The sequence below is a fragment of the Cognataquiflexum nitidum genome, from assembly GCF_022538055.1.
Classification (GTDB): Bacteria; Bacteroidota; Bacteroidia; order Cytophagales; family Cyclobacteriaceae; genus Cognataquiflexum; species Cognataquiflexum nitidum.
In genome coordinates, this window is record NZ_JAKZAM010000015.1 from 34,702 (window position 1) to 49,378 (window position 14,677).

13 protein-coding genes are annotated in these 14,677 nt (G+C 42.4%); 6 read left to right on the forward strand and 7 right to left on the reverse strand.

Going from position 1 to position 14,677, the window contains the following annotated elements:
• Positions 1 to 16 precede the first annotated feature (16 nt).
• Genes MMU07_RS11710 through MMU07_RS11720 form a run of 3 tightly spaced genes read right to left on the reverse strand, consistent with a single transcriptional unit; the run spans position 17 to position 3,839 of the window.
• Positions 17 to 1,696: a GMC oxidoreductase gene (locus MMU07_RS11710; RefSeq protein ID WP_241126060.1), complete on the reverse strand. Its 1,680-nt coding sequence runs from the start codon at positions 1,694 to 1,696 to the stop codon at positions 17 to 19.
• A gap of 23 nt (positions 1,697 to 1,719) precedes the next feature.
• Positions 1,720 to 2,592: a hydroxypyruvate isomerase family protein gene (locus tag MMU07_RS11715; RefSeq protein WP_241126061.1), complete on the reverse strand. Its 873-nt coding sequence runs from the start codon at positions 2,590 to 2,592 to the stop codon at positions 1,720 to 1,722.
• Positions 2,589 to 3,839: a nucleoside permease gene (locus tag MMU07_RS11720; protein WP_241126062.1), complete on the reverse strand. Its 1,251-nt coding sequence runs from the start codon at positions 3,837 to 3,839 to the stop codon at positions 2,589 to 2,591. Before MMU07_RS11720 ends, MMU07_RS11715 begins: the two co-directional genes overlap by 4 nt.
• 273 nt (positions 3,840 to 4,112) lie before the next feature.
• Between MMU07_RS11720 and MMU07_RS11725 the strand changes: the two genes are divergently transcribed.
• From MMU07_RS11725 to MMU07_RS11740, 4 genes are all read left to right on the forward strand, one after another.
• On the forward strand, positions 4,113 to 5,279 hold the full coding sequence (locus MMU07_RS11725; RefSeq protein WP_241126063.1) for a Gfo/Idh/MocA family protein: 1,167 nt from the start codon (positions 4,113 to 4,115) through the stop codon (positions 5,277 to 5,279).
• Positions 5,280 to 5,476: 197 nt separating this feature from the next.
• Positions 5,477 to 6,529 carry a sugar phosphate isomerase/epimerase family protein gene (locus tag MMU07_RS11730; protein ID WP_241126064.1) on the forward strand — a complete coding sequence of 351 codons (1,053 nt, stop codon included), beginning with the start codon at positions 5,477 to 5,479 and terminating at the stop codon, positions 6,527 to 6,529.
• A gap of 21 nt (positions 6,530 to 6,550) precedes the next feature.
• Positions 6,551 to 6,976 carry a c-type cytochrome gene (locus MMU07_RS11735; RefSeq protein WP_241126065.1) on the forward strand — a complete coding sequence of 142 codons (426 nt, stop codon included), beginning with the start codon at positions 6,551 to 6,553 and terminating at the stop codon, positions 6,974 to 6,976.
• 2 nt (positions 6,977 to 6,978) lie between these two features.
• Positions 6,979 to 7,725 carry a 3-keto-disaccharide hydrolase gene (locus tag MMU07_RS11740; RefSeq protein ID WP_241126066.1) on the forward strand — a complete coding sequence of 249 codons (747 nt, stop codon included), beginning with the start codon at positions 6,979 to 6,981 and terminating at the stop codon, positions 7,723 to 7,725.
• 73 nt (positions 7,726 to 7,798) lie between these two features.
• On the opposite strand, the gene MMU07_RS11745 is transcribed toward MMU07_RS11740, so the two are convergent.
• The 4 genes from MMU07_RS11745 to MMU07_RS11760 form a co-directional block, all read right to left on the reverse strand.
• Positions 7,799 to 8,455, reverse strand: coding sequence for a porin family protein (locus MMU07_RS11745; RefSeq protein WP_241126067.1), 657 nt, complete (start codon positions 8,453 to 8,455; stop codon positions 7,799 to 7,801).
• Between the two features lie 253 nt (positions 8,456 to 8,708).
• On the reverse strand, positions 8,709 to 9,071 hold the full coding sequence (locus MMU07_RS11750) for a hypothetical protein (protein ID WP_241126068.1): 363 nt from the start codon (positions 9,069 to 9,071) through the stop codon (positions 8,709 to 8,711).
• A gap of 188 nt (positions 9,072 to 9,259) precedes the next feature.
• On the reverse strand, positions 9,260 to 10,585 hold the full coding sequence (locus MMU07_RS11755) for an MFS transporter (protein WP_241126069.1): 1,326 nt from the start codon (positions 10,583 to 10,585) through the stop codon (positions 9,260 to 9,262).
• Positions 10,586 to 10,651: 66 nt separating this feature from the next.
• Positions 10,652 to 11,338, reverse strand: coding sequence for an inorganic diphosphatase (locus MMU07_RS11760; RefSeq protein ID WP_241126070.1), 687 nt, complete (start codon positions 11,336 to 11,338; stop codon positions 10,652 to 10,654).
• 963 nt (positions 11,339 to 12,301) lie between these two features.
• Between MMU07_RS11760 and MMU07_RS11765 the strand changes: the two genes are divergently transcribed.
• On the forward strand, positions 12,302 to 12,859 hold the full coding sequence (locus MMU07_RS11765; protein WP_241126071.1) for a gluconate 2-dehydrogenase subunit 3 family protein: 558 nt from the start codon (positions 12,302 to 12,304) through the stop codon (positions 12,857 to 12,859).
• 12 nt (positions 12,860 to 12,871) lie between these two features.
• Positions 12,872 to 14,566, forward strand: a complete 1,695-nt coding sequence (locus MMU07_RS11770) for a GMC oxidoreductase (protein ID WP_241126072.1) — start codon at positions 12,872 to 12,874, stop codon at positions 14,564 to 14,566.
• Positions 14,567 to 14,677 lie beyond the last annotated feature (111 nt).

Consider the following 14,677-nt stretch of genomic DNA (forward strand, 5'->3'; position numbering starts at 1 on the left):
TTCAATTCTTTTAAGATTATAAATTTCCTTTCTTAAATTCACTTACAGCAAAGTCTACCGCCCGAGCTGTCAAAGCCATGTAGGTCAAGGATGGATTTTGTGCTGCTGCAGAAGTCATACATGCTCCATCTGTGACAAAGACATTTTTGGCATCCCACACTTGGTTGTTTTCGTTTAGAACCGAAGTTTTAGGGTCCCTGCCCATCCTGGCAGTCCCCATTTCGTGGATTCCTTGACCAAAAGTATAACCGGCATCAAAGGTCTTGACATTTTTCAATCCTGCAGCTTCCAGCATTTCGGCTGCATCATTCATCATATCCACCCTCATTTTCTTTTCGTTCTCTTTGATTTCGGCATCCATTTCCAAAATTGAAATACCCCATTTGTCGACCTTGTCTTTACTGAGTTTGATGGTGTTTTCATGGTAGGGAAGGATTTCCCCGAAGGCAGTGATCCCCATACTCCATGGCCCTGGTTCGCTCAAGGCCTCCTTCATAGGTGCGCCAAAGTTCATCTCCGCTACATTCCTATTCCATCCTGACCTTGAAGCTGCGCCTTGATAGCCAAAGCCTCTTAAGTAGTCTCTCTTGTCTCCATCGATATTTCTGAATCTCGGGATATAAACCCCATTTGGCCTTCTTCCAAAATAATACTTATCCTCATATCCTTCGGCTACTCCATTGGCGCCCAATCTGAAATGATGGTCCATCACATTATGGCCCAACTCTCCCGAACTGCTACCCAATCCTTCCGGCCAAATATCGGTCGCTGATCTCATCAGGATAGAAGTCGAATTGAAGGCAGATGCACACAGGAAAATGATCTTGGCATTGAATTCATATGTCTGATTTGTCTCGCCGTCAATGATTTCAACACCAGTGGCTTTTTTGCTGTCTTTGTCATATATCAATTTGGTAACAATTGACCAAGGTCTCAAAGTCAGGTTACCTGTCTTTACAGCTGCTGGTAAGGTTGACGCTTGCGTTGAAAAATAACCGCCAAAAGGACATCCCAAAGAGCATTTGTTTCTAAACTGACATTGTGATCTTCCTTCCAAAGGTTGGGTCAGGTTGGCAACTCTTCCGATAGTGACGAGTCTTCTTCCGTCAAAGGCCTTCTTTACCCTTTCTGCTACATCTTTTTCCACGCAGTTGAGTGGCATAGGCGGCTGAAAATCACCGTCAGGAAGCTGTGCCAGTCCATCTTTGTTTCCTGATATCCCGGCAAATTTTTCCACATAACTGTACCAAGGGGCCAAGTCTTTGTATCTGATTGGCCAATCCACGGCAATGCCTTCTTTGAGGTTTGCTTCAAAATCAAGATCACTTAACCTATAGCTTTGTCTTCCCCAAAGTAAGGATCTTCCTCCGACCTGATATCCCCGAAACCAGGTGAATGGTTTGGTTTCGATATAAGGTGACTCGGATTCGTGTGCCCACCAGTCAAGGTTAAGCTCATTCAGTACATAATCTCTCTTTAAATTGGGATGCGCATCCAGCATCTCTGTAGTTCTCCTACCCCTGTGTGGGACCTCCCAAGGGGCAAGGGTGGCTGTTTTGTAATCTGTTTTGTGTACTACATTTGGTCCTCTTTCGAGCATAAGGACTTTAAGCCCTTTTTCTGTCAACTCTTTCGCGGCCCAGCCTCCGCTGATTCCCGAACCGACCACGATAGCGTCATACGTATTGTCTGCCATAATAATTATATAATTGAGTTTACTTATAAATCACAAATTTTGATTGCTTCGGCAAGTGAAGCCATTTTGTCTGCCTTCTTTGGAACGAATTCCTGACAGAAATATCCTTTGTATCCTGTCTCCAGTATAGCTTTTACAATCGGAGGATAATAGATTTCTTGGGACTCGTCTATTTCATTCCTTCCGGGATTGCCTGCCGTATGGTAATGCCCAAAGTATTGATGGTCTCTTTTGATCGTCCTGATGATGTCACCCTCCATGATCTGCATGTGGTAGATGTCGTAGAGCAGTTTGAGGTTTGGAGAACCAACCATTTTGCAGAGTTCTATGCCCCAAGCGCTTTTGTCGCACATATAATCAGCATGGTCTACTTTGCTGTTGAGTAGTTCCATGATGATCATGACATTGTGTTTTTCGGCAGTAGCCATGATTTTTTTGAGACCTTCGGCAGAATTCTTCAACCCCGTCTCATCATCCATGCCATTTCTGTTACCACTGAAAGCTATCAAATTTTTATAACCGGCCTTTTCTACCAACGGAATCACTTCCTCATAGCCTTTGATCAATTGTTCGTGGTTTTTGGGGTCATTCCATCCTTTGACTATACCCATATCTGCACCGTTGCATAGGGAGCAAACTACTCCGTGTTTTTGGAGAATGTGCCAGTTTTTTGGGCCTATCAAGTCAATGGCATTGAATCCGATTTTTTTGATTTCGATGCATAGCTCTTCGATTGTCATCGGATTAAAGGGCCAATGACAGACAGCATGGTTCACATTGCCTTTGAGCTGATACGGAAGGCTTTCAGCATGAGAGCTTACGAGGGGAAGGCCTGTGGCGGCCACTGTCCCCACTAACATTTTTTTTAGACTGTTTCTTCGGCTGAGTTGGGTCATGATTCAATAGGTTTGATTTCGGGTTTTTTGTTCATTGTTTCATTTTTAAAGAAGATTAGGAATATCAATACCACCAATATAGCAATACCGGAGGGAATCATCCAGATGGATTTCCAATCATGTGTACCATCTGCATTCAAATATAAATCAGTGACTTGTCCGGCGACAGCAAATCCTATCAGCATTCCCAGACCATAGGTTGCCAGGGTAATAAGGCCTTGAGCTGAAGATTGAAATTTCTCTCCGGCCTTCGAATCGGTATAGATTTGACCGGAGACAAAGAAGAAATCATAGCAAATGCCATGAAGTGCTATTCCGAGGATCAATAAATAAAGTCCGTTACCTGCATCTCCAATAGAAAACAAGGCATACCGTATCACCCAGGCTAGCATTCCTACCAACATGGTCATTTTAAATCCAAATCTTTTGAAGAAAAATGGAAGCAATAGAAGGAATAACGCTTCGGAAACCTGTCCGATAGTCATTTTTCCGGTAGGGTCTGATACGCCGATTTCAGCTAGGAACGGATTTGCGTTTTGATAATAAAAAGCCAAAGGAATGCAGATTAAAATTGAAGATAAAAAGAAGATAGCGTAGTTTTTGTCTTTCAATAATTTCAAGGCGTCCAGTCCGATCAGATCGCCCATATTTACTTTTTTGGTTTTATTGGCTCGGGGAGGAGTTTTTGGAAGGGTAAATGAAAACAAACCAAGAACCAAAGAGGATATGGAGGCCATCAGAAAAGTGTTTTTGAGAAAGCCATTCGACATGTTTGCGGCTTCATCCCACAAGAAGACATAACTGATCGAAAGCCCTGCTGCGATCCAACCGATTGTTCCCCATACCCGGATCGGCGAAAATTCTTTTTCGGGATCTTTCATCTGTCTAAAAGAAACAGAATTGACCAAAGCCAAAGTAGGCATGTAGAGAACCATGTACCCAAATATGAACGGATAAAACAATTCAAAACTTGTAGCCTGATAGCATAAATACAATAATACAGCACCAATCAGATGAAGGAAGCCCAAGATTTTTTCTGCATTGAAATACCTGTCTGCAATCAATCCGATGATAAACGGAGCGATAATGGCGCCAAATGACTGCGTGGAAAAGGCAGCGGCTATTTGGGTATAGCTAGCACCAAGATTGGTAACCAAAAAAGTGCCCATGGTCACATACCATGAACCCCAAACGAAAAATTCCAAGAACATCATAAAAGAAAGTTGGGCTCGGGTTCCGGAATGCATAATTATCGTGGTTGATTGGTTAAAATCGGAGATAACGAAGCTGTAAAGTATTAATTTTATGTTTAAAATTCAGGTATTTTGCCTTAATTTTAGTTTTTCCGAAAGACCAAATGAAATAAGTCAATAAGCGGTTCAAAACTTTACCACTCATAACATCTTACTGCAATTGGTCATTTATTTCATTTCGTGTTTATGGGAAAACAAATCATAAATTATCTTACAAGAAATTTAATCCAAAATATTTAACCCTGAAAACCAATAATCCAATATAATATGGCAGCACAGAAAAAACTCAAAATGGGAATGGTTGGCGGAGGTCCAGGTGCATTTATCGGTGCAATCCACCGGAGTGCGGCGTTGATGGACGGTTTGATAGAAATCACAGCAGGTTCTTTTAGCAGCAATCCTGAAAAAACCAAGCAGGCCGGTGAGGAACTCATGCTTGACCCATCCCGGGTTTATTCATCCTATGACGAAATGATCCAAAAGGAACTGGCATTGCCTGAATCCGAAAGGATAGACATCATCAGCATCGTCACACCCAACAATGTACACTTTGATCCAACAAAGAAAGCTTTAGAGGCAGGATTCCATGTGGTCCTCGACAAGCCGATGACCCTAACCTATACAGAAGCAAAAGAATTATACAAGATTATCAAAAAGAGTGACAAGCTTTTTTGCCTGACACATACCTATACCGGATATCCGATGATCAAGCAGATGAAGCAAATGATTGCAGAAGGGGTGATCGGAGAAGTCAGAAAAGTCTATGTGGAATATCCTCAGGGATGGTTGCATAAGCTGCTAGAGTATGAAAACAAACAGGCGGAATGGAGAACAGATCCTGCCAGAAATGGGAAAGCCGGTTGCTTTGGCGATATTGGGACACATGCCTTCAACCTCGCTGAATATGTGTCCGGAATCAAAGTCGCTAAAATCTGTGCAGACCTTGATATCAAAGTAGCAGGTCGCCCTATCGATGACGATGGAGCAGTTTTGATGCGATTCGAAAATAATGCCTCCGGAATACTGACTGCATCCCAAATAGACGCAGGATGTGAAAATAACCTCAAAATCCGTGTTTATGGAGAAAAAGGAGGGTTGGAATGGATGCAGGAAGATAATAATTCCCTAAGACTAAGATGGTCTGACAGACCGGATGAAATATATCGGGCAGGAAACGGCTATCTAGGCTCAATGGCCAATGAAAATACCAGAACTCCCGCTGGTCATCCGGAAGGATATATTGAAGCTTTTGCCAATATTTACCGAAACTTCGCAAGGTGCATTTGTGCCTTGAGAAAAGGGGAGGAGCCCAAAGCTGAATGGTGGGACTTCCCAGGTGCAGAAGATGGAATCCGCGGCATGGCCTTTATCGAAAATGTCTTGGCAAGCTCGGCTTCCGATCAGAAATGGACACCGTTTACAGTAGAATATTAAAAATAGAAGCGAGAGGCGAGAACCGAGAGACAAGAAAAAAGTACTATGTACTAAGTATCAAGTACCAAGTCCTGAATTCTTTTAAAATATCGGACAAACCTTAACCAACTTTAAAACCTTCTAATCTTTTAACATTTAAACCATTTCAATTTTCCAATTTTGCAATTTTCCAATCTTAAAATCAAAAAAATAAACCTATGAAAACCATAAAAGGACCCGCAGTTTTTTTGGCACAGTTTGCCGATGACAAAGCACCGTTCAATAGCCTTAAAAGTATTTGCGAGTGGATGTCTGCTGCCGGATACAAAGGTGTACAGATTCCATCTTGGGACGGAAGATTGATCGACCTCCAAAAAGCCGCCGAAAGCAAAACCTACGCCGATGAAATCAAAGGCATCGTCAATGCCACAGGCATGCAAATCACCGAACTTTCGACCCACCTTCAGGGTCAGTTAGTGGCGACCCATCCTGCTTACAACGAGCTTTTCGATGGTTTTGCTCCTGCAAACCTTGCCGGAAATCTCAAAGCAAAATCTGAATGGGCAACCCAACAGCTAAAATTTGCGGCCAAAGCCTCTGCCAATCTTGGACTAAATGCACACGCCACCTTTTCCGGAGCACTGATGTGGCAGACAGTATATCCTTGGCCACAGCGTCCGGCAGGTTTGGTGGATACCGGATTTACCGAATTGGCAAAAAGATGGATGCCTATCTTGGATACTTTTGAAGAATATGGCGTCGATGTATGCTATGAACTCCATCCCGGAGAAGATTTGCATGATGGTATTACTTTCGAAATGTTTTTGGAGAAAGTAAACCACCATAAGCGAGCAAATATCCTGTATGATCCAAGCCACTTTGTATTACAGTGCCTTGACTACCTCCAATTCATTGATTTCTATCACGAAAGAATCAAGATGTTCCATGTCAAAGATGCGGAGTTTAATCCAACAGGCAAGCAGGGCGTCTATGGAGGATACCAAGGATGGGTGCAGCGTGCAGGAAGATTCCGCTCCTTGGGAGATGGCCAAGTAGATTTTAGTGGTATCTTTAGCAAACTTTCGCAGTACGACTACTCAGGATGGGCGGTACTCGAATGGGAATGTGCCATCAAACATCCTGAGCAAGGAGCACTTGAAGGCGCTCCATTTATTGCAGAACATATCATCAGAGTCACAGAAAAAGCCTTTGATGATTTTGCTTCGGCAGGAGCTGACGAGGCTTTCAACAAAAAAATCCTAGGAATTTAAATTACCGTTAACCTATATTTTATGAAACTGATTAAATCTTTGACACTTGGCTTGATAGCCGTATCCGCCTTGACTTACTCCTGTGGAGGAGGTTCTACTTCCGAAACTGCCACTACGGAGACCGAGGTCACCACTCCCCCTCCTGCTGCTCCCGTTAGTTTGGAAGATAAATACAAAGACAACCCGCTCTTTATCGCAGGTCAAGCAAAAACAAAAGAAGCGGGCTGTACAGCCTGTCATATGGTGGAGAGAAAAATCGTAGGGCCATCTTACGCGGATGTAGCAGCCAAATATGAAAGCACTCCTGAGAACATCGCCTTGCTTACCAAGCACGTGATAGAAGGACACGTAGGAACATGGGGTGAAATCATGATGCCTTCTCACCCACAACTTGCACCTGCAGATGTAGAAGAAATGGTGAAATATGTTCTCCTTTTGAAGAAATAATAATGAAAAAACAAGCATTTATATTCCTGATTTCAGCATCCTTGGCATTTGCCTGTGGAGGAAATCAAGAAGCAACTGAGGAAACTGAAGTTGCAGAGGTAGCTGAAACTGTTGCTCCTGAATCTGAATGGATCAGCCTATTTGATGGGACTTCATTTAACGGATGGTCCAAATATGGTGGAGGTGAAGTCGGTAAAGCCTGGAAAGTTCAGGATGGTGCCATTTACCTTGATGCTACCAACAAGGCCGGCTGGCAAACTGGTGACGGTGGTGACATCGTGACCAATGAGGAGTTTGACAACTACCACCTACAAGTCGAGTGGAAAATAGCTCCAAACGGAAACAGTGGTATTATCTTCTTTGTGCATGAAGCACCCGAATACACCTATCCTTGGAATACCGGCATGGAAATGCAGGTTCTAGACAATGATGGACATCCTGATGCCAAGATTGTAAGCCACCGTGCTGGTGATTTGTACGACCTGATCGTCAGCAGTGAAGAGACGGTCAAGCCTGTTGGAGAATGGAATCTTGCTGAGATCATCGCCAAAGACGGTAACCTTGAACTTCACCTTAACGGTGTCATGATCGTGTCTACCACACTTTGGACTCCTGAGTGGGAAGCTTTGATCGCCAAAAGCAAATTCAAAGACATGCCGGGCTTCGGTACTTTTAAGAAAGGCAAGATCGCACTTCAAGACCATGGTGATGAAGTTTGGTTTAAAAACATCAGAATCAAGAAGCTGTAGATTTCTGAAAATTCATTGAAAAAAAGAAACCCGAGCCTTGGCTCGGGTTTTGTCGTTTACAAGGGAAAGTAATTTATTTTCCAGGAAGCCTAAAAACCAAACCTCCATCAAATCCAAACTGATACATGGTGGAAAAAGTCGAAACTCCTGCACCCAATCCACCTGTGCCAAAATACAATCCCCCGCCCAGTGATTGAACAGCTGAGAACAAAGATGCCTGAATTCTGATCGCTATATTGTCAGCTACCCAGAAGTTGGATCCACCCCTGATATTCCATGCAAATTTTGTCCCGTTGTTGGTGTTTCCGTTGTCCGGATTTCTTACATTAAAAATCCCCATACCTAGACCTCCTCCAAAAAAAGGTTCGACAGTTTCATTGAGCGGAATATAATTGGTGAAATTCAACATGACCCAGTTAATTCCTAACTCAAAATTTGACCTTTTCAGCCCACCCCCGCCTATGCTTGGATCCCTGAAGGTCGTCGGGGCAAATGTGTCCTGCCTTTTATATTGAATTTCAATGGCACGGTTGCCGGGAATGGCATATTCCAATCCCAAACCCCATCTGAACCCATCTTGGATTTGCCCTTCGGCATAAGAATTTGCCGAATAGAAATTGTTAAATCTATCAGGAAAAACATATCCCGCGTAGGTATTTACTCGAAGTTCCTGAGCAAATCCTAAGCCACTCAATACCATCAATAGGATTACAATAATTGATTTTTTCATTTTATTAGGGTTTATAAAGTTGTTTTTATTCTTCAATCAAAAATTCAGAAAACATAGTTTCCAGTCCAAATTTCTTTATCTGCTTAATGGAATTATTTTACTCGCAGAAGTAAATTTTCTATAATGAACGGGTAATGATGATTGTTTCTTGCAACCATGATCATTATCAGGATATAATTCTCAAATATTTTTTTCTTTAAAATATGAATCGATCAACAATATATAGGATTAAAAGATGGTGTAATAAACCACATTACTCTTTCTTTTTTCCGGTAAAGGTTCCCTCAGCCATTGTTCCCAATTTCACTTTCCCCTTCATTTCATTTCCGGTCACTGTACCGTTATATTCGATGATTTCTCCACTAATGCTAAACTCTAGGTAAATGATATTGCCATTTAGGGTTCCTTTTACTTCGAAATCTCCCAACTGACCGGTGTAGGTTCCCTTGAGGTTGGTGGAGTCCACATGCTCAAGGACAAAAGTAGGTGAACCGCTCCCCGCTGAGGTTTCGACATTCATAATCCAAGTTCCATTTACATTTGTGGCGGTTTGAGCCAATAGAAAATCGGTTTTTACCACAAAGAATAAGATGAGAATAAAGGCTAATTTTTTCATTTCGATTGATTTAAGTAAAAGTCGAATTTAAGAAAATTCTGAAATTATTTTATTTCACTTTTTATGCTCATCGGGAAAGTTTCTGATTTCTGCCTTTGGTTTTTAATTTCAGATTTGAAATTCCTCCTATGGAAAAATCCCATTGGTGGTGTTTTGAGCAACTACCTGAAGAAATTGAATTGAAGGATTTAAGCTATAGCAGCCTTTTCCTGCTTTTCTAATTTTCTGACTACCATCAGTAGAATCAGCCCTATGGAAAACCAAATGGCCAAAGCAATGATCGAATTGCGCATGCTGCCGGTGAGGTTGTCCATAAATCCCCACATGACGAGTCCGCACATCATGGCCAACTTTTCGCAGACATCAAAGAAGCTGAAGTAACCTGCGTTGTTTTCTGTTTTGGGGATAAACTTCGCATAAGTCGACCGGGACAGAGACTGTATTCCTCCCATCACCATCCCGATAAAGAAACCTGCTATGTAAAAGTGAAAAGCAGTCTGTATAAAATAGCTGCCGATGCACACGAAAATCCAAATAGTCACCGCAATAGTCAGAGCCTGAAGGTTTCCCGTCTTTTTGGAAATCCAAGCAAACAGGAAAGCACCGATAATACCTACATATTCCAATAAAAGGATGGTTATGATCAACTCTGTCATACCCATTCCCACTTCCTTTTCTCCAAATGATGCAGCCATGAACATTACCGTCTGTACACCCATGATATAGAAGAAAAAACTCATGAGGTACATCTTTAATTTTGGTTCGGTATTAAGTCTCTCCCAGATCTTGGCCAATTCCCGGTATCCATTGAGGAGAAACTTCCTCTCTGTCCTGGTTTTGGAATAGATTCCTTTGGGAAGCTTTCGGAAAGTAACCTGAGCAAATCCAAACCACCATATCCCTGTGAGGAGAAATGAAATTCTGGGGAGTAGCGAACCATCTTCTATGCCTAGGGCTTCCTGATTGAGGATGGCGGCAAGATTGAGGAGTAGTAGGGTCGTAGAACCGATATACCCAAATGCGTAACCCCGGGCGCTGACTTTGTCTTGTTGGTCTTCGGTGGCGATAGCCGGGAGATATGAATTATAAAAAACAATGCTGCCCGAATAGCCAATCGTGGCCAACATCATGAAGGCCAATCCGAAGTGAACCATTTCGGGTCCATCAAAAAAGAATAGAGAAGAACAGCCGATCGCTCCCAGGTAGCAAAAGAACTGCATAAACCTTTTTTGATTGCTGTAATAATCCGATATCGAAGACAGGAGTGGAGAGACGAGGGCAATGATTCCAAAAGCAATACCGAGGTTGATGGAGTAAGCTGCTGTATTTTCGATCTCCAATCCAAAAACCGTGATTTTGCTGCCGGCATCGGTGGTAGTAATCGAATTGTAATAAGCCGGGAAAATCGCCGAGGCGATCACCAAAGAATAAGCGGAATTGGACCAATCATACATGGCCCAAGCACGAATCGTTTTTCGGTCATTCTTTGCGATGACCTGACTGTCTTCTTTCATCTGATTTGGTTATTGGGCTAGTGGTACCCAATGAAGATAAAAAGAATTTTGTCCAATAAATAGCTGTCAATTATTCATATTCTTTTGATACGCCGCAATGGCTTCCTGTAGGACTTGGAATGCCTCTTCTTTTTCACTTATTGATTTGATTTTTACTTGACCTTTTCCTTTGTAATTTTCAAACCAGATAGTCAATATTTCAATCATCCCCGGATAATCATCCTCTAGGTTTTTCATAGTGCGAATATTTTCAAGGTATCCTTTTGCCGGCAATCCGATCAATTTGTCATCCAATTCGCCATTATCAAGCATTCTGATAATCCCAATGACACGACATTCTACGAGGCTTCCTCGGGTTAGGGGCGGTCCCAAAATCAGAATATCAAGAGGATCTCCATCTCCGCCTTTTGCCGGATCCTGCAGGGATTGGGGTATCATCCCATAGTTTCCCGGATACCCTAGGTAGTCCACCACCCGTCTGATTCCATCTATTTCAGGCAATTCAAGGTGACCGTTCTCCTTATTGACTTCCCATTTTTCCAAAGTTCCTGTCGGAATTTCGACCACCACGTTGATTAGGGAATCTCCAACCATCGCAGGATAACCGTGAAGAAAATGAACTGAATCCTTTATCGAATGTTCCTCAACTTGAGGCAATGGTGGCAAAACAGTTACAGAACTTTCATTCCTCTTTTGACAGGAAAACAAAACAATTCCCAAAAACAAAATGAATCTAACAGTTACCTTATTCATAAATCATTATAAAATATTGGAGGTATAAATTATATTTTTACACTTGATGAGGATACTTTTTAAAGAGTTTGGGTTTATTGAATTCATTATTTTTTTGAATTTATCACCATGTTTTTTTAACTAAAACTGGGTTCCGACAATTCCAATCAAGCAAAGCAAAAATAAAAGATATCCAATTCTGACTAACCACTACATAAATTTCCTGTCTTCTGCGTAACTGCCACGCCCTTCCCTTTTGCTTATTGTTCTTTCAAATGCCAAAGAAAATGCTCTCCTTGAAAATTCTAGAGGTGCTTGAGTTAATGTTAACGGAATAAACTCTTTTGAATATTTTATCCAAAAAATGATTCTTACGGCCTGATATAAGGCAAAACTACTTAATGGTAAATATGATATCGATGTGCCTGCCCATAGGAATGAGAAACATAAAATCAGCCATGTGATAAAAAAATAGATATTTCTGAATCGTAATCCAATAGGTCTTGTAATAGTAATTGCCAAAGTGGCAATCCCTATAAAAAGTAGGCTAAAATGTTTGAAATTCGGCAAATACTGGACGAGTAAAAAATGAGACAAAATGCAAATCGAAAAGGTTAAGAGGATTAATAAATCCGAATTGTCAAGTTTTCTAAATTCTAATTTCAGATATGTAAATTTTCTTTCATTGGGAATTCCACTTTTCTTCATTTCGAAATATGTGCTAGTAGATTGGTATCTAATTTGATTTTATGTAGATAGTGATTATACAATAATATTTTTCTGATATAAATATTGATGAGTGTAAGGTTATTTATTCCTTTTAAAACTAACCCTTCTCCTTTTATTTTCCTATAAAATCACTTCCTTTCCCCCATCCTCCACCGATCACTTTCATTTTCCATTGGTAGATTTTGGAGTTTTCGGACTGTTATTTTAAAGGTCAATACCCTATATTACAGCAGTATTGCATTCCGAAATCACTTTATGGACAGAAGAAAATCGCTTAAAATCCTTGGAGGTACCGCAGTGGGTATCGCAGGGTTGGTTCTTGTGGACTGGAAATGGCAGCTCGTCGACCAGTTGACACACAAAGGTTTTTTCTCTTTCAAGGAAGAGCAATTGATCACCGCCATCGCGGACACGATCATTCCTGCAGGATTGCCAACCAAAGTCCCTACCCCGGATGCCCAACCTATCGGTGCACTGAGTACCGGCACGGACAAATATCTGATCAGGCTTTTTGAGCATTGCTACGAAAAGGAAGATCAGGATATGATCAAATCCCAATTGTCATCACTTGCAGCAAAGTCAAAGACAACACTAGGTAAATCTTTTGAAAAAGGTACTCAAGAGGAACGTGAAGGGCTTTTACTTTCATTTTCTGCTTCCGAAAATGAGGAGGAGAAGAAGTTTTTTGACCTTATAAAATCACAGACCATCACGGGATTCACCACCGTCAAGGAGGTGATGGCAGATTATCGAGGCTACAAAGTGGCACCGGGCTATTTCCATGGATGCATCGATGTACCTTCCCAAGCTTAAACCCAAGACGACATGTTACAGGATTCAAAAGATAAGCGCACCTATGATGCGATCGTGATTGGTTCAGGCGCCAGCGGAGGATGGGCTGCCAAGGAACTCACAGAAAAAGGATTGAAGACCCTAGTCCTCGAAAGGGGCAGGATGGTCCGGCACATAGAAGATTACCCCACCGCTTCCAAAGCACCTTGGGAGTTTGAGTTCCGTGGTGCGGTTCCTGTAGATAAGCGATCAGGTATCGGTGCAGCCAGGTGGGCGAGAGAAGAGACCATGCATTGGGCTTTGGCCGAAGATGAGCAGCCGATCATTGAAGAAAAGCCATTTCGTTGGTTTAGGGGATACCATGTCGGAGGCAAGTCATTGCTTTGGGCTAGGGCAACGCAGCGTTGGTCTGATTATGATTTTGAAGGTCCGGCGCGGGATGGCTTTGCGGTGGATTGGCCGGTGAGGTATAAAGACTTAGAGCCTTGGCTGGATTATGTAGAGACATTTGCAGGAATCGCCGGAGGAAGGGACGGATTGCCTGAGTTGCCGGATTCCATCGTGCAGCCGGGATTTGAGTTGAGTTGCATCGAGCAATATTATAAAGAACAGCTCAAGCAGAATTATGGCGATCGACACCTCATCCAAGGAAGGTGTGCACACCTAACTGATCCTCAGCAAATACATAGAGAACAAGGACGGAATAAGTGCCAAAACCAAGGTATGTGTAACCGAGGCTGCGTGTACGGAGGTTATTTTTCTGCCAATGCTTCTACTTTGCCATGGGCAGAAAAGACAGGAAATCTTACTATCAGACCCGATTCTGTGGTGGAATCTATCATCTATGACGAATCAAAAGGAAAAGCTTCAGGTGTGAGGATAATTGACAGGAATACAGGGGAGGCAATGGAATTTTATGCGAAGATTATCTTTGTGAATGCGTCGACCATTGCGACAAATGCCATATTACTCAATTCCAAATCATCCCGATTCCCCAATGGCATCGGCAATGACAACGGTTTGATGGGCAAATTCCTTGCCTGTCATAATTACCGTGGAAAAGGAAGCGCGAGCTATGAGGGATTTGCTGACAAGGCCACCGACGGCAGGCATGCAGGACACGCCTATGTGCCGAGGTTCAGGAATGTATTCCGTCAGGACACAGACTTTTTACGCGGCTATTCGATCGGGATGGCAGGAGGAAGAGGTCTTGGCTCGGACACAAGTGGCATCGGGCATGACCTTCGTGACAGCCTACTCAACCAAAAATATGGTACTTGGCGCATGTCTGCTTGGATGCAGGGAGAAACCATTCCCATCGAAACCAATCATATCCGACTCAGCACAGAAGAAAAGGATAAATACGGAATCCCAAAGATTATCCTTTCGGTCGAATGGACTGAGAATGACGATAAGATGACAGCAGATTTCCTGCAGCAGCAACAGGAGATGTTCGAAAAAGCGGGTTTTACAGATATCAAAGTCGAAGACAGCAAAGCACCTCCGGGATCAGATATCCACGAGATGGGAGGCGTCCGAATGGGAAAAGATCCAAAAACCTCCCTGCTGAATGAATGGAATCAGTTGCATACCTGCAAAAATGTTTTCGTCTCGGATGGGGCGAGCTTTACGAGTACAAGTACCCAAAATCCTACACTGATGTTTATGGCTTTTACTGCCCGTGCAGCAAACCACGCGGTGGAGGAATTAAACAAGGGAAATTTGTAGCTATTGTGGAATAAAACCATTCGGAAAGAGAAAAGCCTAAAAGTGGTTGAGAATTGCCTCTTGATTTTGTTGATGTAAAAGTAACAAAAAAAACCTCAGTGATGAGGCTGA

What these genes read in the sequence shown, in the direction of transcription:
- MMU07_RS11710 (WP_241126060.1), bottom strand. Translation starts at nt 1,696, where the DNA reads ATGGCAGACAATACGTATGACGCTATCGTGGTCGGTTCGGGAATCAGC.
- MMU07_RS11715 (WP_241126061.1), bottom strand. Translation starts at nt 2,592, where the DNA reads ATGACCCAACTCAGCCGAAGAAACAGTCTAAAAAAAATGTTAGTGGGG.
- MMU07_RS11720 (WP_241126062.1), bottom strand. Translation starts at nt 3,839, where the DNA reads ATGCATTCCGGAACCCGAGCCCAACTTTCTTTTATGATGTTCTTGGAA.
- MMU07_RS11725 (WP_241126063.1), top strand. Translation starts at nt 4,113, where the DNA reads ATGGCAGCACAGAAAAAACTCAAAATGGGAATGGTTGGCGGAGGTCCA.
- MMU07_RS11730 (WP_241126064.1), top strand. Translation starts at nt 5,477, where the DNA reads ATGAAAACCATAAAAGGACCCGCAGTTTTTTTGGCACAGTTTGCCGAT.
- MMU07_RS11735 (WP_241126065.1), top strand. Translation starts at nt 6,551, where the DNA reads ATGAAACTGATTAAATCTTTGACACTTGGCTTGATAGCCGTATCCGCC.
- MMU07_RS11740 (WP_241126066.1), top strand. Translation starts at nt 6,979, where the DNA reads ATGAAAAAACAAGCATTTATATTCCTGATTTCAGCATCCTTGGCATTT.
- MMU07_RS11745 (WP_241126067.1), bottom strand. Translation starts at nt 8,455, where the DNA reads ATGAAAAAATCAATTATTGTAATCCTATTGATGGTATTGAGTGGCTTA.
- MMU07_RS11750 (WP_241126068.1), bottom strand. Translation starts at nt 9,071, where the DNA reads ATGAAAAAATTAGCCTTTATTCTCATCTTATTCTTTGTGGTAAAAACC.
- MMU07_RS11755 (WP_241126069.1), bottom strand. Translation starts at nt 10,585, where the DNA reads ATGAAAGAAGACAGTCAGGTCATCGCAAAGAATGACCGAAAAACGATT.
- MMU07_RS11760 (WP_241126070.1), bottom strand. Translation starts at nt 11,338, where the DNA reads ATGAATAAGGTAACTGTTAGATTCATTTTGTTTTTGGGAATTGTTTTG.
- MMU07_RS11765 (WP_241126071.1), top strand. Translation starts at nt 12,302, where the DNA reads ATGGACAGAAGAAAATCGCTTAAAATCCTTGGAGGTACCGCAGTGGGT.
- MMU07_RS11770 (WP_241126072.1), top strand. Translation starts at nt 12,872, where the DNA reads ATGTTACAGGATTCAAAAGATAAGCGCACCTATGATGCGATCGTGATT.